This is a genomic window from Streptomyces violaceoruber (assembly GCF_033406955.1).
Lineage (GTDB): Bacteria > Actinomycetota > Actinomycetes > Streptomycetales > Streptomycetaceae > Streptomyces > Streptomyces violaceoruber.
Genome location: NZ_CP137734.1, coordinates 7,536,447 through 7,558,308 on the forward strand (window position 1 = coordinate 7,536,447; position 21,862 = coordinate 7,558,308).

Annotated in this window: 20 protein-coding genes and 1 pseudogene; 9 read left to right on the forward strand and 12 right to left on the reverse strand. The window is 69.3% G+C overall.

What is annotated here, in order from left to right; all coding sequences use genetic code 11:
• Window positions 1-28: 28 nt before the first annotated feature.
• The 4 genes and pseudogenes from R2E43_RS33845 to R2E43_RS33860 all read left to right on the forward strand — a co-directional run bounded on the left by R2E43_RS33845 (window position 29) and on the right by R2E43_RS33860 (window position 4,603).
• The gene (locus R2E43_RS33845; RefSeq protein WP_184761978.1) at window positions 29-913 is read left to right on the forward strand and encodes an aldo/keto reductase; all 885 of its coding nucleotides are present in this window, start codon (window positions 29-31) and stop codon (window positions 911-913) included.
• A gap of 191 nt (window positions 914-1,104) precedes the next feature.
• A complete protein-coding gene (locus R2E43_RS33850; protein ID WP_332056900.1) occupies window positions 1,105-2,085 on the forward strand; it encodes an SMP-30/gluconolactonase/LRE family protein in 981 nt (326 codons plus the stop codon).
• Window positions 2,086-2,359: 274 nt separating this feature from the next.
• Window positions 2,360-3,508 carry an FAD-dependent monooxygenase gene (locus tag R2E43_RS33855; protein ID WP_332056901.1) on the forward strand — a complete coding sequence of 383 codons (1,149 nt, stop codon included), beginning with the start codon at window positions 2,360-2,362 and terminating at the stop codon, window positions 3,506-3,508.
• Between the two features lie 221 nt (window positions 3,509-3,729).
• A pseudogene (locus R2E43_RS33860) lies at window positions 3,730-4,603 on the forward strand (LysR substrate-binding domain-containing protein).
• A 671-nt stretch (window positions 4,604-5,274) separates the two neighbouring features.
• Here the strand turns inward: R2E43_RS33860 and R2E43_RS33865 are convergent.
• Window positions 5,275-6,135, reverse strand: coding sequence for an abortive infection family protein (locus R2E43_RS33865; RefSeq protein ID WP_332056902.1), 861 nt, complete (start codon window positions 6,133-6,135; stop codon window positions 5,275-5,277).
• 279 nt (window positions 6,136-6,414) lie between these two features.
• Here R2E43_RS33865 and R2E43_RS33870 point away from each other — a divergent pair, with 279 nt between their 5' ends.
• The 3 genes from R2E43_RS33870 (at window position 6,415) to R2E43_RS33880 (ending at window position 8,001) form a co-directional block, all read left to right on the forward strand.
• The gene (locus tag R2E43_RS33870) at window positions 6,415-6,768 is read left to right on the forward strand and encodes a DUF317 domain-containing protein (protein ID WP_332056903.1); all 354 of its coding nucleotides are present in this window, start codon (window positions 6,415-6,417) and stop codon (window positions 6,766-6,768) included.
• Window positions 6,769-6,873: 105 nt separating this feature from the next.
• Window positions 6,874-7,164, forward strand: a complete 291-nt coding sequence (locus R2E43_RS33875; RefSeq protein ID WP_332056904.1) for a hypothetical protein — start codon at window positions 6,874-6,876, stop codon at window positions 7,162-7,164.
• A 15-nt stretch (window positions 7,165-7,179) separates the two neighbouring features.
• Window positions 7,180-8,001: a DUF317 domain-containing protein gene (locus R2E43_RS33880; protein WP_332056905.1), complete on the forward strand. Its 822-nt coding sequence runs from the start codon at window positions 7,180-7,182 to the stop codon at window positions 7,999-8,001.
• Window positions 8,002-8,170: 169 nt separating this feature from the next.
• Here the strand turns inward: R2E43_RS33880 and R2E43_RS33885 are convergent, their stop codons facing one another.
• From R2E43_RS33885 to R2E43_RS33925, 9 genes are all read right to left on the reverse strand, one after another.
• On the reverse strand, window positions 8,171-8,863 hold the full coding sequence (locus R2E43_RS33885; RefSeq protein WP_332056906.1) for a hypothetical protein: 693 nt from the start codon (window positions 8,861-8,863) through the stop codon (window positions 8,171-8,173).
• Between the two features lie 79 nt (window positions 8,864-8,942).
• Window positions 8,943-9,386 carry a hypothetical protein gene (locus R2E43_RS33890; RefSeq protein WP_332056907.1) on the reverse strand — a complete coding sequence of 148 codons (444 nt, stop codon included), beginning with the start codon at window positions 9,384-9,386 and terminating at the stop codon, window positions 8,943-8,945.
• A gap of 212 nt (window positions 9,387-9,598) precedes the next feature.
• On the reverse strand, window positions 9,599-11,341 hold the full coding sequence (locus tag R2E43_RS33895) for a relaxase/mobilization nuclease domain-containing protein (RefSeq protein WP_332056908.1): 1,743 nt from the start codon (window positions 11,339-11,341) through the stop codon (window positions 9,599-9,601).
• Window positions 11,338-11,733, reverse strand: coding sequence for a plasmid mobilization protein (locus R2E43_RS33900; RefSeq protein WP_061446781.1), 396 nt, complete (start codon window positions 11,731-11,733; stop codon window positions 11,338-11,340). The genes R2E43_RS33895 and R2E43_RS33900 overlap by 4 nt, the downstream gene beginning before the upstream one ends.
• Window positions 11,734-12,258: 525 nt before the next feature.
• Window positions 12,259-12,450 carry a hypothetical protein gene (locus tag R2E43_RS33905; RefSeq protein ID WP_108990598.1) on the reverse strand — a complete coding sequence of 64 codons (192 nt, stop codon included), beginning with the start codon at window positions 12,448-12,450 and terminating at the stop codon, window positions 12,259-12,261.
• Entirely contained in the window at window positions 12,447-14,036 is a 1,590-nt protein-coding gene (locus tag R2E43_RS33910) for a hypothetical protein (protein WP_264335100.1), read from the reverse strand. Before R2E43_RS33910 ends, R2E43_RS33905 begins: the two co-directional genes overlap by 4 nt.
• On the reverse strand, window positions 14,033-14,674 hold the full coding sequence (locus tag R2E43_RS33915) for a WhiB family transcriptional regulator (RefSeq protein WP_264335101.1): 642 nt from the start codon (window positions 14,672-14,674) through the stop codon (window positions 14,033-14,035). Before R2E43_RS33915 ends, R2E43_RS33910 begins: the two co-directional genes overlap by 4 nt.
• Window positions 14,675-14,832: 158 nt before the next feature.
• Window positions 14,833-15,549 carry a zinc finger domain-containing protein gene (locus tag R2E43_RS33920; RefSeq protein WP_264335102.1) on the reverse strand — a complete coding sequence of 239 codons (717 nt, stop codon included), beginning with the start codon at window positions 15,547-15,549 and terminating at the stop codon, window positions 14,833-14,835.
• 2 nt (window positions 15,550-15,551) lie between these two features.
• Window positions 15,552-16,448, reverse strand: a complete 897-nt coding sequence (locus R2E43_RS33925; RefSeq protein WP_264335103.1) for a helix-turn-helix domain-containing protein — start codon at window positions 16,446-16,448, stop codon at window positions 15,552-15,554.
• Between the two features lie 1,598 nt (window positions 16,449-18,046).
• Here R2E43_RS33925 and R2E43_RS33930 point away from each other — a divergent pair.
• Together R2E43_RS33930 and R2E43_RS33935 are read left to right on the forward strand one after the other, a co-directional pair.
• Entirely contained in the window at window positions 18,047-18,751 is a 705-nt protein-coding gene (locus tag R2E43_RS33930) for an MmyB family transcriptional regulator (RefSeq protein ID WP_264335104.1), read from the forward strand.
• A 400-nt stretch (window positions 18,752-19,151) separates the two neighbouring features.
• Window positions 19,152-19,607 carry a DUF6228 family protein gene (locus R2E43_RS33935; protein WP_264335105.1) on the forward strand — a complete coding sequence of 152 codons (456 nt, stop codon included), beginning with the start codon at window positions 19,152-19,154 and terminating at the stop codon, window positions 19,605-19,607.
• Between the two features lie 355 nt (window positions 19,608-19,962).
• Here the strand turns inward: R2E43_RS33935 and R2E43_RS33940 are convergent, their stop codons facing one another.
• Window positions 19,963-20,322 carry a glutamate ligase domain-containing protein gene (locus R2E43_RS33940; RefSeq protein ID WP_264335106.1) on the reverse strand — a complete coding sequence of 120 codons (360 nt, stop codon included), beginning with the start codon at window positions 20,320-20,322 and terminating at the stop codon, window positions 19,963-19,965.
• A gap of 349 nt (window positions 20,323-20,671) precedes the next feature.
• The gene (locus tag R2E43_RS33945; RefSeq protein ID WP_264335107.1) at window positions 20,672-21,847 is read right to left on the reverse strand and encodes a bifunctional class I SAM-dependent methyltransferase/NUDIX hydrolase; all 1,176 of its coding nucleotides are present in this window, start codon (window positions 21,845-21,847) and stop codon (window positions 20,672-20,674) included.
• Between the last annotated feature and the right edge of the window lie 15 nt (window positions 21,848-21,862).

Sequence of the window (21,862 nt, forward strand, 5' to 3'; positions counted from 1 at the left end):
GCGTGCGCCCACCTTGATTGGAGCAACCATGACCGCAACGAACCCACTCATCACCCTGAACAACGGCGTCCAGATCCCCGCCCTGGGACTCGGCGTGTACCAGAGCGCCCCCGAGGAGACCACCGACGCGGTCCTGACCGCGCTGCACAACGGCTACCGGCTGATCGACACCGCCGCCGCCTACTTCAACGAGCGGGAGGTCGGCGAGGCGATCGCCCGCTCCGACGTGGACCGCTCCGAGATCTTCGTGACGACCAAGGTATGGATCAGCGACTACGGCTACGACTCCGCGCTGCGAGCCTTCGACGTGAGTCTGCGCAAACTGGGCATCGAGCAGCTCGACCTGTGGCTGCTGCACCAGCCGCTGCCGTCCGACTTCGAGAAGACGATCGCGGCGTACAAGGCGGCGGAGAAGCTGCTTGCCGAGGGGCGCGTCCGTGCGATCGGCGTGTCGAACCAGACGCCCAAGCAGCTCGACGAACTCATCTCCCGCACCGGCATCGTCCCGGCCGTCAACCAGATTCAGGTGCATCCCTACTACACGCAGCCCGAGTGGCGGGCGGCGAACGAAAGCCACGGCATTCTGACCCAGTCGTGGTCGCCCATCGGCGGCTCCTACGTCTACCGGGGCGCCGACACCAACCCGCTCGAAGACCCCGTCATCACCGCCCTGGCCGACAAGTACGCGAAGACACCCGCGCAGGTCGTACTGCGCTGGCACCTCGACCACGGCTTCTGCGCGATCCCCAAGTCCGTCAAAGCCCATCGCATCGCCGAGAACTTCGACGTCTTCGACTTCGCCCTGACCCCCGACGAGGTGGCCGCGATCGACGCCCTCGACACCGGCGTACGCGGCGGACCCGACCCGGACTCGCTCGACCTGGAGAACGCCGGCTTCCCGATCCCCGACTAGGGCTCCCCAGCTGATCAGGCAGGTCGTCAGCGCCGCTGACGCCCCACTCCGGCCGGGCCTGAACGGCCCACGGGCCTGGGCCTGGTGGGGCGTGGCTCTCCCCGCTTCTGACTCCAAGCCCCTGACACCTGGTACCCGTGCGGCGCTGACGCAAAGAACGAAAGAGCGCAATGACCCCGAAAAACATATCTATGAAGAGGCCGATCAAGCTCGCGGCGATCTCCGCGACGGCAGCCGTCATCGTCTCGGCACCGTACGCGTCCGCCGCGACCGGACACGCGGACGCGCGGCCCGCCGTCACCCACGTGAAGACCGTGGCCGCCTTCGACTTCGCCACCGGCGACGTGCCCGAGAACATCACCGTCGCCCCGGACAAGTCACTGACCGTCTCGATGGTGGGCACGCCCGCGGGTGAACGGCCGGCACTGGTGCGGATCGCACCGTCCGGGCACCGCACGGTGCTGGTCACCGGGCAGAAGGGCGACGGAATTACCGGCAACACTCGCGGCCACGACGGCACCGTCTACTACAACGTGTGGTCCTCCGACGACTCCCGGAACGGGGTGTGGAAGCTGCCGCCCGGCGGCACCCCCCACCGCATCGCGGCCCTGCCCGTCGGCGGAGTCCCCAACGGTCTGGCCATCGATCCGGCCGGGCGCACCTTGTACGTCGCCGACAGCCAGAAGGGCACCGTCTGGGCCGTACCGGTCTCCGGCGGTCCCGCGACCGCCTGGCTGGTCGACCCCGCCCTCGCGATCGAGGCGTCCGCACCCGTGCCGTACGGCGCGAACGGACTCCGCTTCCACAACGGCGCCGTATGGGTTTCGAACCTCAGCAAGGGCACCCTGCTGCGGATCCCCGTCACCGCCACCGGAACTCCGGGCCGGATCCACACGGTCGCCAGCGGCCTCACTGGCATCGATGACTTCAACTTCCTCAGCGACCACTCCAACGTCGTGTTCGCCGCGCTGAACGCACAGAACAAGGTCGCGGTCGTCTACCCGAACGGCACCACCAGGACCGTGCTGACCGCCTCGGACGGCCTCGCCTCGCCCACCGCCACCGCGGTGCGCGGCAAGCGGCTGTACATCACCGACGGCGGACTCAACGAGCCCCACGACGCGCAAGTGCAGAGCGGGAAGATCGACCTCGGCGCGCTGCTCTCACACTGAGCGTCCGGCAGTTCCCAGAAATTCAGAGGGCGTGGCCTGCAGGGATGCCAGCCAGGGGTCCCTGCAGGTACCCCTCACAACCGAGACTCCCACGTCATCGCCATTGCCGGTTGCATGGTCAGTGCCGCCTTCCGCTGGGGACGGGCCCCAACTGGCAAGAGCCCGGTGAGCACGCTGGACAGCGCCGCCGAGATGTCAACCCCGAGCCTCGGCGCCCGCCACAGCGCGCCCGCCCAGACCACCACCGTGACGACTACGTGAGGAGAACAACAGCATGACCACAGCTATGCGCGACGTGCCCCGTTCCGGGAACCGGAACGAGCGCCAGGGCGCCGCCATCGTCGTCGGTGCATCTCTCGCGGGCCTGATGACCGCATTGGCCCTGTCGCACGCCGGAGTCGACGTGACGATGCTGGAGCGATCGGCGGCCGCCCCTCGGGCTCGGAAGGGGGCTGCTCTCGGCGGGGTGAGTGAGGGCCTCCTCAGCAGAATCACGCGATCCCGTCACTCCCGGGCCGGTTCGACGCCACTGAGTTCAGTGGCCCCCGGTGTGCAGAGCTGGATGGCGGTCCACGCCCGGCTCCGGGAGGCCGTCGGCGCCGACCCCTATATCGAGCTGCGCCCCCACACGCTCGTACGGAGCGTCGACCAGGACGCGGATTCCGCGTGGGTGATCACCTCGGACCAGCAGACATTCCGAGGCGATGTCGTGATCGGGGCGGACGGCCACCGCAGTGTGGTGCGCGCCAGTGTCGCACCCGACAAGCCCGACGCGACGTTCGCCGGCTATCTGATCTGGCTCGGCCTCACCAACGAGTCCTCGCTCGCGTCCTCACGCCGCCTGCCACGGGACGTCGACATCCTCAGCGGCGATGAGGACTATCTCCTCGGCTACCCACTGCCCGGCCCCGACGGTTCCGTCACCCCAGGCTCCCGCCAAGTCGGCTGGGCCTGGTACGACGCGAACCACAACGATCTCCTACGCGAGACGGGCAGTGTTGTCGGCAACGTCGTGCACCGGTCGCTCACCTCCGCCGACATACCGGAGGCCACCTTCCGCGAGCTCGCGGACAAAGCCAAGAACCTGTGGCCCTCGCCCTGGCGCGAGGCCATCCTCGATTGCATCGAGCGCCGTGCCGTCATCGGCACCCCCATCGCCGAATACGTCCCCGACAAACTCGTCAACGGACGTCTTGCCCTCGTGGGAGATGCCGCGCATGTGCCGACCCCGATGACCGGCTCGGGCTTCAGCGCATCGCTCCACGACGCCGAGTCCATCGCCGCAGCCGTAAGCGAAGCCATGGGTGCAACACCCATGGCGCAGGCACTGCGCGGCTACGAGAGGGAACGCCTCCACAGCGTTCGCAGCATGGTCCAGTCAGGACAGCAGTTCAGCCGCTCCTTCGCCAGTGCGGCTGCCTGAACACCCTGCCCGAACGGCACCACCTTGCTGGCCCTCGATTCGGGGCCGTACAACCGGTCCGCTACAGCCGGCGGGCACCGACACGTCCCAGTAGGGATCCGATCGGAGCCCAGCACTGCGGCGCGTCGCCATGCGCGGCCACCTGGGCATGGGCCTGACGGTGGCCGCCACACTGGCAGCCAACCTCTTCACTGTCCGCTATCGAGCCGAAGGGCGTTGAGGTGCGCCTGGACCTGAACAAACTCGACCACCTGATCGCCGTCGCCGAGGAAGGCAGCCTCACCCGCGCTGCCGCCCGGCTCCACCTGTCCCAGCAGGCCCTGTCCACCTCCATCCGGGTCCTCGAGCGCGAAGTCGGGGTTCCGCTGCTGGAGCGTGGCAGCGCGGGCGTCACCGTACTGCCCGCCGGAGCGGCCCTGATCGAGGACGCCCGTGTCCTCAACGGCGTGGCCCGCGCAGCCCTTCACCGCGCCCGGCAGATCGGGCGCGGCGAGACCCAGGCCCTGCGTATCGGCTACACCCCCGCCGTCACCGGCGACGAACTCGTCACCCTGCTCGCACCGGTGACCGAAGCCCACCCCGACATCACCCCCGAGATCCACCAGCGCTACCCCTCGGAGCTGACCGACGCTCTCCTCGCCGGCGACCTCGACATCGGACTGTGCCGCGCAATGAAGCCCACCCACGGTCTGACCCGCACCGCCCTCGGCCACCATCGCCTGCACATCGCCGTCGCGAGCGACCATCCCGTGGCCGCCCGCACATCCGTGACCCTGCCCGAACTCGCCCAAGAGACCTTCCTGGTCTGGGGCACCCCCGGCCGCTCCGGCTACACCGACCTCCTCATCGACCACTGCCGCAACGCCGGCTTCGAACCGAACACCGAACGCACCGCCCGCCAAGGCACACCCCCATCACAGCCGTCATCGGCACCCGCCACCTCGCCTTCGTCACCACACCACCGGGCCCCGCCGCAGGCGGCAAAGCGCACGTCTCGCCCTCGAACTCCCCATCCACGCGCCACTCCACGCGCTCTACCTCCCGCACACCACATGCCCCAGCCGCACCACCTTCCTCACCCACGTGAGGATCTAAATCTGGCTTTATCGGTGCGCCTGGACCCACTCATCCGGCTTGAAGCGGCTCCAGGGCAATTCGGGCATGTGTCTTTGTTCTGTCTCCCGCCTCGCAGGACCTTGAGGAGCAGCGCGGCGCCCTTCGCCAGCATCTTGCCGACCTTGGGGCCTCTGGCGGACCGACGCTTCGAGATCCGTCTCGCCAGTGGATGAGGCAGGCTCGCCAGAGAGCCTCTGAAGCCCAGAGGGGCGGTGTCCCTCCTCGGGCTGGTGACGCTTGGGGGAACCAGCAGCAAAGTCATCGTGGGATACCTGTCCCGATTCGGGACGGATCCGGTGTCCCGAGTCGGGACACGCCGCGTGTCCCGGCTCGGGACAAGGTCGCCGACGGGCTGTACGGCGTAGTCCCCGGCGCGGGGGCAGTTGGTGTTACGGCCACGGAATCTGAGATCCCATAGCTGTCTGTAGGATCTCGCGGCTCGTGGTACGGGCCGTCCTTGCTGACCAGCAGCTCCTACGCTGTCTCAAGTTGATGGCACAGCCGGTCCGTCTCACGGCCGGGGCATTTCCTCAGGGTGTAGTAGGCCCGCCGGGACCGGTGGCGGGAGGGCCAAGTTGGCGAGCTGAATACACGCCCGCGGGGTGGCGCGATCTGCTCCACCCCGAAACCTGGCCCTCTTCGCGAAGTAATCAGACCTTTGTCTTGCGCCACGGCGCGGCGGGGTCCGAGAGCGTGTCGAGGATCAGCTCGCACCAGGTCACGGCAGCATTGACCGTCAGGCGGGCATGACGCACTCCAAGCCCAGACGGTGCGCTCGCCTGACCGTGACCGCTGCCGAAGCCCTGGTTGCGCAGTTCGGCGACGCCGACTGCGATGTTCACCGAGCCCGAAAGGATTCTCTTCACGGCCTTGCTGCCGTCCGGCCCATCAGGAGCCGAGCCAGCGTCGAGCTTCAGCGCCTTCTGGACCGTGCTGATCAGGGCCGGGAGCGCGGCGTTCCGGTCGACCTCGATGTTCAGCTCCCCAAGGGCGGTCTTCGCCGTTGCCTCGATGAGCTGCTTGGCCGCGCCGATGGCCCCATGGGGATCGGTGGTCAGGTCCCTCCGAATGCGCTCCAACTCGATCGTGATGCCGGAGGCGTCGCTCAGGGTGCTGAGGTCGCGGACCAGCACTGGCGGGTTGGACCAGGAGATCCTCCCCTCCTTATCGAGAGTGAAGCCGTCCCGCTCCAAGCGGACCCTGATGTCGTCAAGCCACTTAGGAGTTCCCTGATCGTCCGGGTTCCGGTACGCGCGGATGAAGTCCTCGAAGACCAGGAGTACACGTCGAACCTGGTTCGGATCCGACCAGTCCACACCCTCCGCGTAGAGCATGAATTCAGTCCGCCGCTGGCCTGAGTCCTGGTACTTCAGCTCATCTGGCGGGATGGGCGCGAACCCGTGGTCCTCCCACAGTTCGGAGACAATCCGGACGGTCAGGTCCGTGGCCAGAGAGCGGAAGGCGTTGCGGGTCGCCGGGCTCACCAGCTCCCGCCGTGCGGTGACGGTCATGGTCTGAAGATAGGAGCAGACCCTGACACCGTCACTGTCTTTTCCCAAGGTGATGTCTGATCCATGCCGAGCCTGTCTAGCCAACCAGTCTGTGGTTGCGGCTGATTTGGCCGTTGGTCGTGTGATTCGGCCACGGAATCTGAGATCCCACACTGTCGACGGACGGCAGTTCGCCGGGGGCAGACAGAAATGTTCCCGGGAAAGACTGGCCAACGGGCGCGAGGGCATGTCAACGTAGACGACCTTGCAAGAAACCCCAGGTCAGAGAGGTGATTGCTCGTGACCGTAGCCCCTGCGGGCCCCGGTTTCTCCACCACCGTCGAAGCCCTGCGACCGCGGCAGTGGCAGCTCGGCCCCGGTCAGCCGACTCTGGTCATGGACCAGTTCTCCGCCGAGGACTTCCACCTGATCGTCGATGACCGCGCGGACGTGCACGTCAGCTCCAAGGACGGCCGGTTCTACCTCGGCTGGTTCCCGCACGGCCGACCCGGCACGGACGGCGAGGGATGGAAGATCGCTGTCACCGGTACCGCCCGGGTCCGCGGCTACCACCTGTCGTTCGACACCGAGACGCCGGCCGACATCGTCGCCGCCGCCGTGGCGAGGGTGCTGGAGACCTCACGCCGCCTCTGACAGCGCGGCCACCGATACATAGCGCCCGTCCTATGAGCGCTGGCGGTGCCGTAGGCCGGCCCGGCTCCACCGCCCCCGTTTCCCTCGAACCCCAGGAGGCTGTCCGTGACGTCCCCGGAGATGACCGTCGGCGATCTCATCGATCTGTTGTCCGGCTGCGACCGGAGCGCTCCGGTCCGCCAGGCCATGAACCCGTTCTTCCCGATGGCGCACCGCTTGGCGCAGGTCCTGCAGTCGGTCGACGGGACCGGCCGGACCGTTGTCTACCTCGCCGAAGGGCGGGACGAGGACGCGCAGCTCGGTCACCTTCCGCCGGAGGTCGCCATCGCCCTGACGTGGCAGGGCCCTGTCCAGGCGCCCCCGCGCCGTCCTCGCCGCCGCGCCGGCGGCAACTAGATACGCACCGAGCCCTTGGAGGCGCCCCTGTACCCCGACCTTCCGCCCGACCCGTCCGACCCGCGCGGCGGCCAGCCCGCGTTCTGGGTCGGCCCCCGGCACCTAGCCGGTGACGATGGACGCCTCTACGACGTCGTCGCCGACGCGCTCGCCGGCCTGGGGTGGACGAGCCTGACGATCGTCCGCGGACGGCACGAGCCGGACGAGGAACCGGAGGACCGCCAGGTCCTGCGCAGCACCGTCCTGCACATCAGCCCCGACGCCTTGCGCTGGGCCCAGTGGGGGCTGGCGGACGAGCCGTTCCACCTGGGTGGGCTGCCGATCGCCTGGCAGATCTCCGCCCGAGCCGAGGCGAGCAGCCCGCTCGCCCAGTGGTCGGCCTACTTCACCCGTGACGTCCCCGGCGAGGCGGTGTTCGACTTCCTCGTCGCGCTCGACGCAAGCAACCAGCCTGCCTCGGCGCTCGCCGGACCCGAGCTGGTCCTTGACGCTGTCGCCGCCCACGGCTGGTTCCGCGACATCGACCAACCCCAGGCGGCGGCGATGGACCCGACGTTCACCTCGCACATCAGCCTGGGGGAGGTGCCGCCCCTCATCCAGGACGGCGACCTACGGGCCCTGTCCGCCGAGGACGACGAGACGGCACCGGCCGGATGGCAGGCGTGGGCCGAGCCCGTACTCGGCGCCCCGCTTCTGTGGGTGGCCTCGTTCGCCGCCAGCGTCCCGCACGATCTCGTCGCCGCCTTCGCCGCCTCCCTCAGCTCGACCGCACCGGTCCTGCGGCGGGTCCTGCCCGAGGCCACCCAGGAGCGCCTCCTGCGCGCGCCGGCCATCTAACGTCCCGCGCATGACTCTCGACGATCGCAGTCCGGCATCCTCCCAGTTGGGGGTGCCGGACTTTCTTGTTTCCCGGGCGAAGTGGCCGGTCGGGTCGTTAGTGCTTAGCCCATAACGCACTGCTGCCCCCGACCGCGACGGTCGGAGGCAGCAGCGTGACGCGCGCAGGTCAGCTCGTTGCCGTGGCCTTGGCGAGGGCCTTGTCGAGGTGGCGGTCGACGAGGGCCGGGGAGCCGGAGAGGACCAGCAGCAGGCTGCCGTCGCGGATCGCGGTCTGCTTGACCACGGTGCTCCGGCCCCCGGCGATGAACGTCAGAAGCAGGCTCCACTGCTCATCACCGCCGACGCTGGGCGCGGGCACCTTCTGCGAGGTCACGTCGACCGGGGTGCCACCGGCGACGACCTGATAGGCCGGGCAGCCTGTCATGGCATCGAAGATCCGGCCGGTGCCGTCGGAGAGCTTCTTCACGCTGTCGCTGTACAGCTCCTCGGAGATCTCCGAGGAGCTGTAGCCGTAGGTGAAGTCCGCCTTCGCCTTGTGCGGGAAGGCGAGTGTGCCGCCAGTCGCCGCGTCACCGCCCAGCTCGCTCAGGGCCGGGCAGCCGATGACGGTGACGTCATCGTGCTGGGCCGGACGCTCCGGCTTGGGAAGGTAGCCGCTGCCGAGGTCGCGCGGGTCGAGCAGGCGGGACTCGAGCGCGGCCGAGGAGAGCGCGGCCGGCTCCTGGGCGACCTCGGTCGGCTTTCCCGTACGGGAGGAGGCTGTCCGGTGCTTGGACCCGGGGGTGTCGGTGGAGCAGGCGGGCACGGCGAGGAGGGCGGCGGTGATGCCGAATGCGGTGGTGGCGACGCGAACGCGCATGACGGAACTGACCCCTTGGTGCTAGGCGACGGGTGGTCAGTGCGGGCCCGCGGGCCCGGTGGGGTCGTAGGAGTGGTGGTCAGTGCCCGAGGTGGCGCAGGCAGTCCTCGAACGTGGCGTGCGTCAAGTCCGCCGGCCCGGAGTGTCGGTTGTACCAGGCGGTGTCGATGCGCGTCTCCAGCTGCTGGTGTCCGGCCCTGCAGCGCAGCCAGATCTCACCGCGGGTGGAGAGGATGAGCCAGTCCCGGTACGCGCCGCACTCGGCGCAGGTGGCCATCTCGCCGTCGAGGACCAGGGGCTGCTTCCACGGCATCATCTTGCCCTCGACCTGGTCGTGGCTCGGCACCCGCAGCTCCGGCGGGAGGAAGTCGTCCACGATGGCGGTCGGCTCGGCGGGCTGCGGCTCGGGCGCCGGCACTCCGATGCCGGGCGGGACCTGTCCCTGCATCTGCGCGTGCAGCTCGGCGAACCGTTTCTGAGCTTCGCTCGGCCCCTTGACCCTGCGGCGTATTCGGTGAAACACCCTGGCGTCCTCCTCTACCTCGGCACCTCGTCCTGCGCGTTTCATGATCGTGCCCCACGTCGTCGGCGGTTTCAATTCACAACGTCCACAGTCCCTTCGGCCAGGTCAGCACGGGTGTGGCCTCTCGGCTGCCCGGGTGACGAGGAGGCCACGACGCATGTCTCGGTACGGCACAGCGGCGATCCGGGGAGCCTGCGTGCCGTCTGGTGTACTTATCGGGCCTGACGCGGTGACTCCTCTCCGCTGCGCCGCCTGCCGGGCGCGGAGGGCCTGGTCGTCGCCCTGCGCGTCGCGGACCGGTTCGCTGCGGTGCTGGTCTCGGGAAGCTGGGAGGCATCGGCGGGCAGGTCGGCTGTCCGTCGCATCCGCCATACGAGCACGTCGCTGATGGAGTCCGCGGTGCCCAGTTCGCGCCGAGCGGCAACGTCGGACAGGAGGGCGGCCGGGTCGTGGCCGGCGGCTTCGGCTTCCGTGATGGTCGCGGCCAGGGCGTACCAGCCGGGTTCGGCGAGGATCTGCTCGGCCAGTTCCGGGAGCGCCTCGCGCAGCAGCGCGGTCTGCCGCTGGAGCATCGGCCGGCTCAGACGTCGGCCGCGCTGGTATAGCACACCGAGCGGCTGGGCCGAGGCGGCCTGGTAAGCGGTGCGCAGGTGTTCGGCAGCTCGGGTGGCGGCCTCGGCCTGCTGGGCGTGGCCCTTCCGGGCGTGCCAGTGCGCGGTGGCGGTGATCAGGAAGAACAGCATGTCGATCGCCATCGCCGTGGTGGCTCCGTCCTCACCGCGGCCGAGGGCCGGGCCGCCCTGGACGAGGTCGCGGGCGGCCTGTCGCAGGGCTCGATCGTGCCCGCGTGCGGCGCGGACGTGAGAGCGCGAGGCCCGTTCGAAGGCCGTTGCGGCGTCGTGCAGTTCGCGGCGGGTGTGAGCGGCGGACGTCTTCGCGAGGGCGTCCAGGACCTCGCCGACCGCGGCGATGTGGGCGGCGGCGACCCCGTCCTCGCCGTGGTCGACGACGAGCACGGCCTGCCACACGGCCGATGCCGTGCCGCGGCGCGCGGAGGCCGGACTGCCCGGCCCCGTACGAATCGCTTCCTCCCGCCGGGCCGCAGGGACATCCTGCGCATCACCGGACCACCGCTCGCGGATGCGAGGCAAGGACAGGTCGGGAGCGAGGCGCGCGCCGGGGTAGAACACCGGCTCGCCGTCCTTGTTCAGGTCGTCGGGCAGGGCGACCTTGTATCCGAGCAGGTCACCGGAGGGCGCGGCGCGCTTGCGGATCAGGAGGCCGGCGGCGGCGAGGCGGTCGAAGAACTCCTCGTCGCTTCTCGCGCCGGCCACCGCACGCCGCACGGATTCCCGCAGTTCCTCGCGGGCGGTGCGCTCGCGGCCCTGGCGCTGGGCCTTGTGGTGCTCGGCGCTGGTCGGTCGTTGCGCTGCGGTCCCGTCCCCGGTGCTGAGCTGCTTGAGCCCGTACTCGGCTTCGATCAGGCGGGCTTCGGCCTGGGATCGCTTGGCGTCGTTGTTGAGTCGGGGGCGCCGGCCGTCTTCGCGGACGAGCGTGGCGATGATGTGGATGTGGTCGTCGGCGTGGCGCACGGCTGCCCAGCGGCATCCCGCCTCGTCGGCGGCCGGAGCGATGCCGGTCGCGGCGACCATGCGTCGGGCGATCTCCCCCCATTGCTCGTCGGAGAGAACCGGGTCGTCGGGTGCGGCCCGGACGGATAGGTGCCAGACGTGCTTGGCCGGGCGGCGCGACTCCGCGAGCGTCTGGACGGGCTGGTCCAGGAGCTGCTGCAACTGTCTCTTCGTAGCTTGAGGATCGCGACCGGGGTCGGGAGCGAAGCTGTCCCATGCCGCCACGAGATGCGGATCGACGTGCTCCTCATGGGTCCCTTTGCCGTAGAGGTAGATGAGCAGGCCAAACGTGTTCGAGCCACGCTTGTGGACGCGAGGGATCAACCGGTTCGCCTTTCGGTGTCGAGGTAGTGCTGGATGAAGGCGTCCACGCGCTGGGTGGCGCGCTGGACGGCGCCGAGTACGGCTTCGGCGTAGGGGACGTCGGCACCGGAGTTGGCCGCCTTAGCTACCTGGTTGACGTTGTTGCCGATGTGGCCGAGGTGCCGGCGCACAGCGAAGAGCTCGTTGTGGACTTCTCGTTGGGCGGCGATTTCCGCCGCCGTACGGTCGAGATCGTGGGCGGCTTTGAGAGCGGCGTGGGCGAGGAAACTGGCGACGCTCATGTGGCACACGGCGGCTGCACGAGCTAGGAGTTGGTACTCGTCGTCGTTCATGCGGCAGCTGGGCTGGCGCATGCGCTTGTTCTCGTCGCGCAGGCGCTCACGCTGTTGCACATGCGGCTTTGAAGGGGCGGTGTGCGTGCAGTGCGCACTGTGGCAGGCGTGCTGGTCCTGCCCCTCGGGATGCGAGCCGCCCTCGGTCGCATCCTCACGGATCGGCGCCCCCCGGTGCCGTTCCGCTCCCGCCACTCCAGGGGCGGGGAACGCAAGAGCATTGCTCCCCTCGGGAGCATTGCTCTTGCGATAACTTGCTCGCCCCGAGACCGAGTTGGATCCGGGATCAGGTTCCAGGGTGGTGCCGTTCTTGGGTGCGTTCGTCATCGGCATTCGGGCCTCGTAGAGCGGGTGCGTTGCTGGATGGTTGCGGCCAGCGCAAGGACTTCGGCGGGGCTGGCAAGGACGCGGACCGGCTTGTTGGGAAGGTCCTGGACGAGCCACTGCCCGGTCGGCATGAGGACGACGGCGTGGAGGAGGTGTCGGCGGACGAGGAATCATGGCGTACCTCCTGAGAGGGGCGGTGGCCCGGCTTGAGCCGGGCCACCTTTACCGATGCGGGCCTTGAGCTGGGGCTTTGCCGGTTCAGCCGCACTCGGGGCAGCGCCCGACATGGCTATTGAGCGCGCGGGCCATCCGCTGCTTCGCGGAGGCAGCTTGCTTCGCACTGGACTTCGCCGCCGGCCTGCCCGCGTGCCGCTCGGAGTGAGCGAGCATGAATCTGATCTCTCGCTCGTACTCCGCACGGACGGTGTTGAACTGGTGGCAGGTCTTCATCGGGCTGTGCTCCTCGTCGTGTCGTCCTCGTTCCGCAGCTCGTGGAGGACCAGGCCGAGTCGGTCGTTACCGACTCCCGTCAGGCCCTGGCGGCGGATGATTTCGCGTAGCTGCACTCGGGTGATCGCGCCGTTGCCGTCCCGTTCGAGCAGGGCGGGAACATGGGGGCGCACCTCACGGACAAGCTGACGCTCGGACTCACCCAGCTCGCGTGCCTGGCGCTCCGTCTGCGGAGAGCGGGACCGGGCCCGCTTGTCCTTGTTCTTCGTCCGGGACGTCCTGGTCGGCTTCCGGCGAAGCGGGACCTTGTGTCCTCGGTCCTGGGTGGTCTCGGTCCCGGATTGTGGGGCGGTCGGTCCTCGGTCCTCGATGGCCTCGGTCCCCGTCTTCGCGATGCCCGGTCCTCGATGAGGCGGGTCCTGAGCTGCTACTTCTCGTATGCTGTGGTCGGTCCTCATGGCCGCTGCGTCCCGCGCTGCGGCTTCCGGTCCCGCGAGTTCGGTCCCGGGGACCGCACCGTCTTCAGACGGTTCAGTTCCCGCGGCCGTCCCCGTTGCGTCGCTCTTGGTCCTTGTGTCGACCCCGGATTCCTGGTCCGCCTCCTCGGGGACCGGTCCCCGAGTAGCCCTCGGCCCTCGGTCCCGGACCGGCTCGTCAGAACCGTCGGGACCGGGGACGGAGACCGGCACATTCGATGTCGGCTGTGCGGGGACCGTGGCCGCCGATGCGCTGCTGTGCGCTGGGAACCAGGGAGAAGGGAGCGGGACCGTGGCGAGCGCGAGTGCGTGTCGCCGGGCGGCGAGCTGGTCGAGCAGCTGCGCCCGCTGGAGAGGGTCGGTGCCGACCGAAGCCCTGCCGACCGCCTTCGACAGCCGTCGCGTCAGCCGTCGGCCGCGACGGCTCTGCTGCTGCTCGGATGTGCGCTCGGCGAGGCGGGCGGCGAGGGTGACCGCACGGGCGGTGGCCCGGTCCCGGGTGATCTGCGCGGCGTCGCGGTCTCGCGCGGCGATGCCCAGGCGGGACAGCAGCCGCTCGCGTGCCTCCCGGCCCAGGACGGCGAGCAGTCCGTGCGAGGCGGCACCCGGGGTGCGCAGGCGCAGTTCGATGCCCATGGCCAGGTGCCACAGCATCGCCGCCATGACCGGTCCGACGAAGGCGCGGACCGTGCCGCCGACGGGGCCGCTCTCAGCGTAGGCGGGGATCACCTGCACCGTGGTGATCACCCAGACCAGCGTGCCCGGCAGGCCGGGGGCGCCTTGGACGGCGAGGTTCTGCCGTGCCATCAGCGCGGTGGCGAATAGGGCGAGTTCGGCGGCGGCGAACATTCCGGCGCGCTCGGCGGTGCCGGCCATGTCGAGGTAGTCGGCGGCGAAGCGCCAGCTGGTGTCGGCGCTGTAGGCGGTGCAGCCCAGGGCGGCGACGGCGGCGACCTTGACCGCCGGGCCGCCGAGACGTTTCTGCGGACGGGTCCCCCGGCGCCGGATCGCCCAGGCGGTCAGCACGAGCGCGAGGGCGGCGGGCACGACGGCGGCGAGGAGGAGAGGGAGGTCCGAAGTTGCACCGAAGGCGAGGACAGGATGGGTCATGCTGCCTTTCCGAGAGGGGCCTGCGCCGGGGCCGACGCCGCCGGGCGGCCTGTCGGCTGCTGAGTGCCGAGAGCTGCGGGAGCGGGGGTGCCCTTGGCCTTGGAGGTCTTCTTCCGCTTCTTCCTGGAGCGGGGCACGCCGTAATTGCGGTCGCGGTCGAAGACCTTGTTGGCCGCTTGCCGGAGCAGGTCGCGAGCGTGCTTGTGACTGATCTGCAGGGCGGCGGCGAGCCGGTCGGGCTGCCAGCCCCGGACGTAGGCGTGGTCGATGACCACCTGCCGCTCGGCCTCCGTCAGGTGCACGTCGCGTCCCTGGAAGAACGCGGTCACACGCCGATAGTCCATACGCTGGTGCAGGTTGTCGTGCAGCGGGCGCCTCTCGGCTTCAGTGAGCCCGCCCCAGACGCCCTCCTTGAGGACGTTCTCCAGAGCGAAGTCCAGGCACTCGCGGCGTACGGGGCACCAGCCGCAAAGCTCCTTCGCCTCCGCGATCTCCTCGTGATCCCGAGGCCCGGGGAAGAACACGGCGTCGGCGTCCTCGGCGTCCATGCCGTGGCACGCACCGCGGACGTGCCAGCTGGTGTCTCCGATGCCGCGCAGGCCGGTGGCCGGCGCGTCGTGGGTGGTGATGTGGCGCAAGGCAGATCTCCGATGTGCTGCCGCACCGGCCGGGCTAGGGCGGTACTCGGGGTGCGGCGTCGAGTGCCGGATGCGGCACAGGGCGTGCACCGCAGCCGGTGCGGGACGGTGATGTTGCGGCGGTGCAGCGGACGGGATGCACGCGCCCGCAGCGCCGGTCAGGCCAGGGCGGGCTGCTGGGCCTGCTCCGTGCGCTGAGCCTGCTGAGCGGCGGCGAGGTCGAAGCGGCCCGGGTGCGGGTCGGTGCGTGGAGTGATGGCGCGTACCCCGTCGTTGGGGCCGATCCGGCGGCGTCGGCACGGCTCGCCGACCGGGGCCAGACACCACTCGCATCGCACGCTCAGGGCATCGGGCCGCCCTTGCGCGACGGCGGCTTCGCGTGCTGCCCGGGCCGGCCGGAACGGTGCGAGGGCGGCTCGGGCGGCAGGCGGTATGCAGGAGCCGATCTGGTCCAGCCGAGCCTGCAGCCTCGGGTTGATCCCTTCCTGGCTGCTGGTGATGGCCGGGGCCTGCGCGGGCTGCGCCATACCGGCGGCGACGGCGCGCCGGGTGCCGACCAGCTCGGCGGTCCAGGCGGCCTGGTCGTCCGGATCCGCGGACGGTGTGGGGTCCCAGTGGAGGGCCAGGCGGTTGCGCCGGTAGCTCTCCCAGGGGCGCACCACGTCGGCGGGCTGGATCTGGTACGGCGAGGCGCGGAAGTGCTGGCGGGCGGCGACGCGGGCGTCCCAGCCGTGAGGGGTGGCCATCGGCACGTCGCCGAGCAGCTCGTGCCACTGGGCGAGCTGGTCGCGTGCCTCGCCCTCGTCGGTGCGGGTGCTGCGGGGGTCGAGCCGGCCGATGTAGGCCAGCAGGGCGGCGATTTCGCGGCGGTCCATGTTCAGCCCTCCGTTCCGGTCGGCTCGTCCAGGGCGGCGAGAAGGGCGGCGGTGTGCTTTTCGGCCCGCGTCATGCCACCGGGCGCGGCGGTGTTCTGGCCGGGCACGGCGTAGAGGTTCGGGCGGCTGGGGGAGTGCTCCCGGGTGATCCAGGAGCGCCAGTCGGCCGCCCAGGCTTCCGCCGGCCTTGGGGCATGGCCCGCCCGGTGTGCACGCCACTTCGCGTCGGCGGCCTGCAGGCCCTGCTCGCCGAGGCGGTCGAGGTGTCCCTGCTGGCGGGCCCAGGTGTGGGTGGCGGGGTCGACCTGCCACTCGGTAGCCGGGAGGACGGCAGCACCACCACTGCTGTACCTCCGGTTCAAATCAGGTTCACTACGGTTCTGTGTGCCGGTGGCCGGTACATCGCTGTGCCGGTGGCCGGTACGCCGCTGTGCCGGTTTCCGCCTGGACCTGACGGTTTCCGGTACTGCCGGTTTCCGGACCCTCGCGGGGGATTCCGGCACCTCACGTGGGCGGATCCCGTACCGCCGCAGAGCCGACAGCCGGAGCTTCGCAGGGCCGTCGGCCGCGTCCGACACCGCCGTGTCACCCGCTTCCTCCCGCTGCTCTCGCAGCGCCTGTGGGACCGCTTCGGCGGCGAGAGGCAGGCGGTAGACCGTGCTGCGCTGCGGGCCCACCAGGTCGTCGAGCTGCTCCAGCTCGCCGGCCAGGAGCAGACGCTCGATGGCTTCGCGCACCGTGGAGACCGAGGCGCGCGTGCGCTTGGCCAGGCTGGACAGCGAGGCCCAGGAGATGCACTGCTCGTCGGCCACCCGGTCGGCGATCGACAGCAGGACCAGACGCGCGGCCCCTCGGCTGGAGCTGTGCTCCCATACCCAATCGCGGGCTTCGCTGCTCATCGGCCGCCCCCGACGAGGCGGTGGGTCCGGCGACTCGCCGGCGCCGGGGTGGTGGGGTCCGGCTCGGAGCGCTGAGGCGCCGGGGCGGAGGTGGCTGCCGCGCAGGCCAGGCGGAAGGGCCTTATGCGCAGGGCAGGAGACATGCGATACTCCCTTGTGCAGTGTTGCCACGCTGATGCGCCCCTCGGAAGGACTCAGCGTGGTGATGGTGGGCAGTCGCCGCCCTTGCCGGGGCGGTCATGCCGTTTAGCGTTCGGCGTCCGTGAGTTACCGCTCTCGGGCGCCGTCGCTGTTTCCTGGACCTTCGCGGTCCGTGCCGTGCTCTCCTCGCCTTCGCGCCGTGGGCGGGCTGCCCGGGGACGACGAACATACGCACGGACCTGCGTCAAGATCCAGACTTGGTTCTTAAACTCTGTACTAGTTGCAGAAAGTCCCCGAGTGATCACATTCCGCGGCCGAGGGCGGGTGGCTGGCCGGCGGACTTCGATCTGGGGCCGAGGGTCGGCTGCCGCGCCGATCAGGAGCGCTGTTCCGTTGCCCGGGGCGGCGGGTTAGGGGCGTTCCTCCTGGCGAAGCCGACGCCCCTGCGCCTGGAGGAGAGGTTCAGCGCGCAAAAGGGGCCGAAATCCGCCGTTCTGCAGGGCTGGAATGCCATTTGGCGCTCGGCGCCCGGCAGTTGAATCCCCTGTGAGTGTCGGCGCTGATTGTGCGGCCCTCTGTCCGCCCGGCTATTCGCACCCTTCGCGTAACGCTCGCCCTGCTGTCGGGTGCCGGTCTAGGCGCTGGGGCAGGGGTGACGAACATGTGCGGGGAATGCGCCAAGATTCAGATCTTGCTGAAATGCTCGCTGCGGGGTGAAGGGGCCGCCAAAATTCGGCTCCCTCGATAGAGGCGGCGAACGGGAGTGCGGGCGGCAACTCGAATCCCCCGACGTCCTCACAGATGATCTTCAAAGTGACCTCCCTCGTGTCGCCTACTGCAGCGGCTTCTTCAACCGCCCAGCCAGAGTGATCCAAGTCATATCCGACCGGGAGCACCCGCGCTGAACCAGCGAGGGCATCACTCACGCCCCCGCGACTCACCCCCGTGACCTGCGGTCCGCTGTATGGACGAACAGATCCTGGGCTTGGTCCGGATCATTAGTCAATGCACAGTAAAGATCACAGCGGAGTAACAAGATGTCTGCTACCGAAATGATCGCTGCGCCGTTATGCCCCTCAACTTGCCGATGCATACGCGGACTTCGCGAGCCCGGAGCGGTGCGACGGCCGCAAGCTCTCTGCGTCCATGGGGGACAAGTCGGTCAAAATGCGGTGACCGGCAATCTTCTGCCGGTCGCGCAGCGCCGCCATCGATCTATCATGCAGTGCAGGGGGGGCAGCACCTGATTGACATTGCATTGAGGGCTTGCACGGTTAGACCCAGATGCAATCTTGCAGGACCGGAACCGTGCAGACGAGAACTGCGAGGAACGTGGCATGCGCGGGGTCGTGAGGGGCGGGGGCGGGGAAGAAGGACCCACCGGGGTCGGCGCTCTACTGCGCGTCTTTAGGGCCGCCGCCAGCACCACGCTCGGCCGCCCGATCCTCCAGAGAGAAGTGGCCGACGCCCTGCATAGAAGCGAGCGATGGTACCGGGACCTTGAAAGCGGAACGATCACCCGGACCCTCACCCGCCACGAACTCGACACCATCGGCACGTTGCTCAGACTCGACCGCGTCCAGCGACGTGCGCTGTTCCTCGTCAGCAACGGCGGCGGCCTCTCCAGCCCGGAAGCCCAAGAGCCACCACGCATCAGCGACGAACTGCGCCTCCTGCTGGACCAGCAGCCTTTCCCCGCCTACGTCATCGATGCCACCTGGAACGTCCTGGCCGTCAACACGTCGATGGCCGCCCTGTTCCCGTGGTCGACCGCCCCCGGGGCCAACCTCATGCGGTGGCTGCTCCTCAGTGCCGAAGCGCGAGACCAGCACCTGAACTGGGAGGCCGACGCGGAAGTGTGCGTGCGCATGCTCCGCGACGCGGCCGTAGACCGCCCCCACGACCCAGACCTTCAGCAGCTCATCAGCGACACCAGTCAGAATCCCGCCGTACGCGACCTGTGGACCCGTGGCGCAGCCGACTTCGCCGACCACTACGACGGCCACCTACTGCAGATGACGCTCCCGCTCTTCGACGGCCAGGTGACCGAACTGGTCACCCATGTGCTGCAACCCGCCGGTCTTCCTGGTTGCCGCATGACAATCCTGACCCAGCGAGCACCCCAGGAGCCAGCAGACCGGCAGGCCGTCCAAACAATGTGACCGGCCTCCGCCGGCGCTCGGCTATCCGCGGCCCGGTCGGGGAAATTCCTGGTGCGCGGCCCCCGCGCGGCCTCTGTCAACCCGTTGCCAGGACAACCGTGGCGACGGTCTCTCCGAGCGCCGACTGGCGTTCCACGGGACGCTGATCTCAGCTATATCGTATTGGCGGGTGCCAACTCCAGCAGCTCCCGCCTGTTGAACTGTCCCAACGCTCATGCGACGCATTCAACTCACAAGCCCATAGCCCGACTTCCGCAAAGTTCGGCCAGAGTGACGACAATCACCAAATTGCGTCCCGTGACAGAGGAAGGGGCTCCTGTTATGGGCCTGCGAGAGCAGCAATACTGCGTGGCAAGCGTCACCCTTCAGGGGGAAGGGGAGAAGCCAATAGAATGGGCCAATGATCATTCACGATGCGCGCGGCGGACAACTCCTCCGCGTGGGAGACCCGGGGCAAGGGGTCCACCTGCTGTTCTCCACGCCTGCGCGGCCATACGGGGACGACCCTGCGCTTGATATGACCGTACGGGCCAAGGGCGCGTGGGTGGACGTCAGCGAGTTGGTCCGGACGCTGGACGGTGACGGACTGGTGGAATTCATTTCGTCACTGGCTGACGTATCGGGCAGCTGGAGTGAACCTCGTACTTGGCGGTCCAGCGAGGGGCAATTGCAGATATCGGCACAGCGTTCGGATGGGCGCATCGTCGTGACGTGGGGGATCTGGCGAGGGATGACCGAGTCCGAAAGTGCGTGGTACTTCGAGACTGTCACCTCCCACAGGGGCGAGGGTGAGATGCGGGAATTTTCCACAGCGTTTCAGGCTCTATTTGACGGAAAGTCAGAGGCGATTGCCTAGATGCCCACCGGTGCCCCCGGGTGTGCTGCCGCTGGAAGTGCGTGCTGCGGCAGACCGCTAGACTGGCCCATCAACCTTTGCCCGGCCATCTTGTGTTCTGACGCCTGCCCATCCAGCGGGGGCCTATGGACGGGCGGTCGGTAGTTTGTGGGTCTGAGTCGGCAGACCCGGACACCGGGGAGACCTACCGACGCATCCTCGTCCCCAATGTTCAGGTAAGCCCGCTGCTCGGCTGGGGACCGGAAGGCCCCGCGCAGGCCACCGCCGTCGGCGCCCATCCGCACGTACGAGTGCGCCCTCTGGCATGTCTCCGAACAGGGGTGGGCACCGGAGGAAGCGTGTGATGTGCGAAGGGTCAGCCGACCAGGTCCTCAGCGAGGGTGTTGACGTCGCCGGCACCGATTAGCATGACCACGTCGGCGTCCGTCGCCTCGTCCCGCAGCAGCCGGGCGAGGTCTGCTCTGCCCGGGGACATCTGCATCTGCGGTGCCCGGTCAGCGACATCGGCGGCGAGCTGCTCGGCGACGTGCTTCCATACCTCGGGATTTTCCCGGGCTGGGTAGACGGGCTCGACCCACGCGAGGTCCGCCGACGCGAGCACGTCGAGAAACCCGCCCTGGAACTGCTGTGTCCGGGAGAACAGGTGCGGCTGGAACACCGCCAGGACCCTTCCACCACGGGCGACCTGGCGGGCGGCGGCCAGGGCCGCATCCACCTCGACAGGGTGGTGGGCGTGACGGTGACCTCCTCCAATTCGGCCAGATTGCGGCGGGGGTGCTGCTCGCTGAGGGCCCGCAGGAGTGCATCGAGGCCCTGGTCCTCCTGGATCCTCGGATCGGCGGCAGCCTCCAGGGTGTTCGGGCACCAGCCGCACCCGACACACCGGCTCCGGGCATTGGGGTTGAGGGTCGCGGCCCGGCCACCGTTGCGGAAGTAGCCTCCAACTGCCTTGTCGGCGCGGCATGAAGAACTCCAGCTTGGTGTTGAGCGGTGTGTGCTGCTACCGGGGATGCGACACGTACGTCGTGTCGCGGGAGGGCATCGGAGCCGGCAGTCAGCGCGGCCTACTTGGCTGGGGCGAAGGCGGTGAAGTGCGCAGGCGGGTGGTCGATGGGCAGGTCGGGCCGCCAGGACGTGAGGATCTGGGCGCTGCAGGCGAACAGGCCGTTGGGGAGCTGGTCGAGGGGGTACCACGCCCAGTCGCCGACGCTCTCGTCCGGCTGCGTCAGTGGCTGCCCTTGCCAGGCGTGGACGAGCGCGCCGACGGTGACCCGCAGGACCCCCTCGACGTGATCGACAAGCGTGCCCAGCAGTTCCACGTCGCCGGTCCGAGCGACCAGGCCGGTCTCCTCGGCGAGTTCTCGGACGACCGTCTCCTCGAAGGATTCTCCGGTGGCCTCCACGCTGCCGCCGGGTAGTTCGAGGGTGCCGCGGCGATGTCGGCCCAGCAGGATGCCCTGCTCGCTGAGCAGGATCGCTCCGACGCCGACTGCCGCGTGGGCGGCCGGGGCTCGGGTGCTGCGTGGTCGGCTGGAGACGCGCGTCGGCCGGTCGGGAAGGCGCCGGGCGCGGATGAGCTGCTGGACTACCTTGGCGTTCTCGTCAGGGTGCGGGAACAGGTCGATGGCTTCGACGCGAAAGCCGTACTCGGTGAGCAGGTCCTCCCACAGCTGCGGTGCCAGGACCCACATCTGCGTCGGCAACGGCGGGTCGTCGCGCAGCAGGATCATCTCCTCGCGCGGCGCCACGGCCGTGGACGGACCGTGGCCGTGCAGATCGGTGTGTAGGAGCGAAAGGATCAGCGGGGCATCGGGACGCAGGCCGTCGCGCAGCGCAGGCAGCGAGCGGTGCGGGTCGATGAAGGCGAGCGTCCCGATCGCGTACGCGGCGTCGAACGGCTCGGCTCCGCCCAGGTACTCGGCCACGTCTGCTCGGACGAACTCCACGCCGTCCACGCCTGCGTGGGTGGAGACGGCGCGCTCGTGCTGGGTCGGGGACAGCTCGATGCCGGTGACCCGCGCTCCGTGTGCCCGGGCGAGGTGGACGGCGTGGTGGCCGGCCCCGGAGCCGATGTCCAGGACGCGGCGGCCGGTGACGTCGCCGAGGACTTCTGCTCCTGGCCCGATGCCTTGCCAGGGCGTCCAGCGGAGCCGTTCGGGGACGGGCGGGGTGTATGCGCGGGCGAGTTGGCGCTGGCCGTAGATCTGCCAGGCCCGGGTGTTGGTGTCCTCGGCGGGCACGGTTGCCTCCTGGTG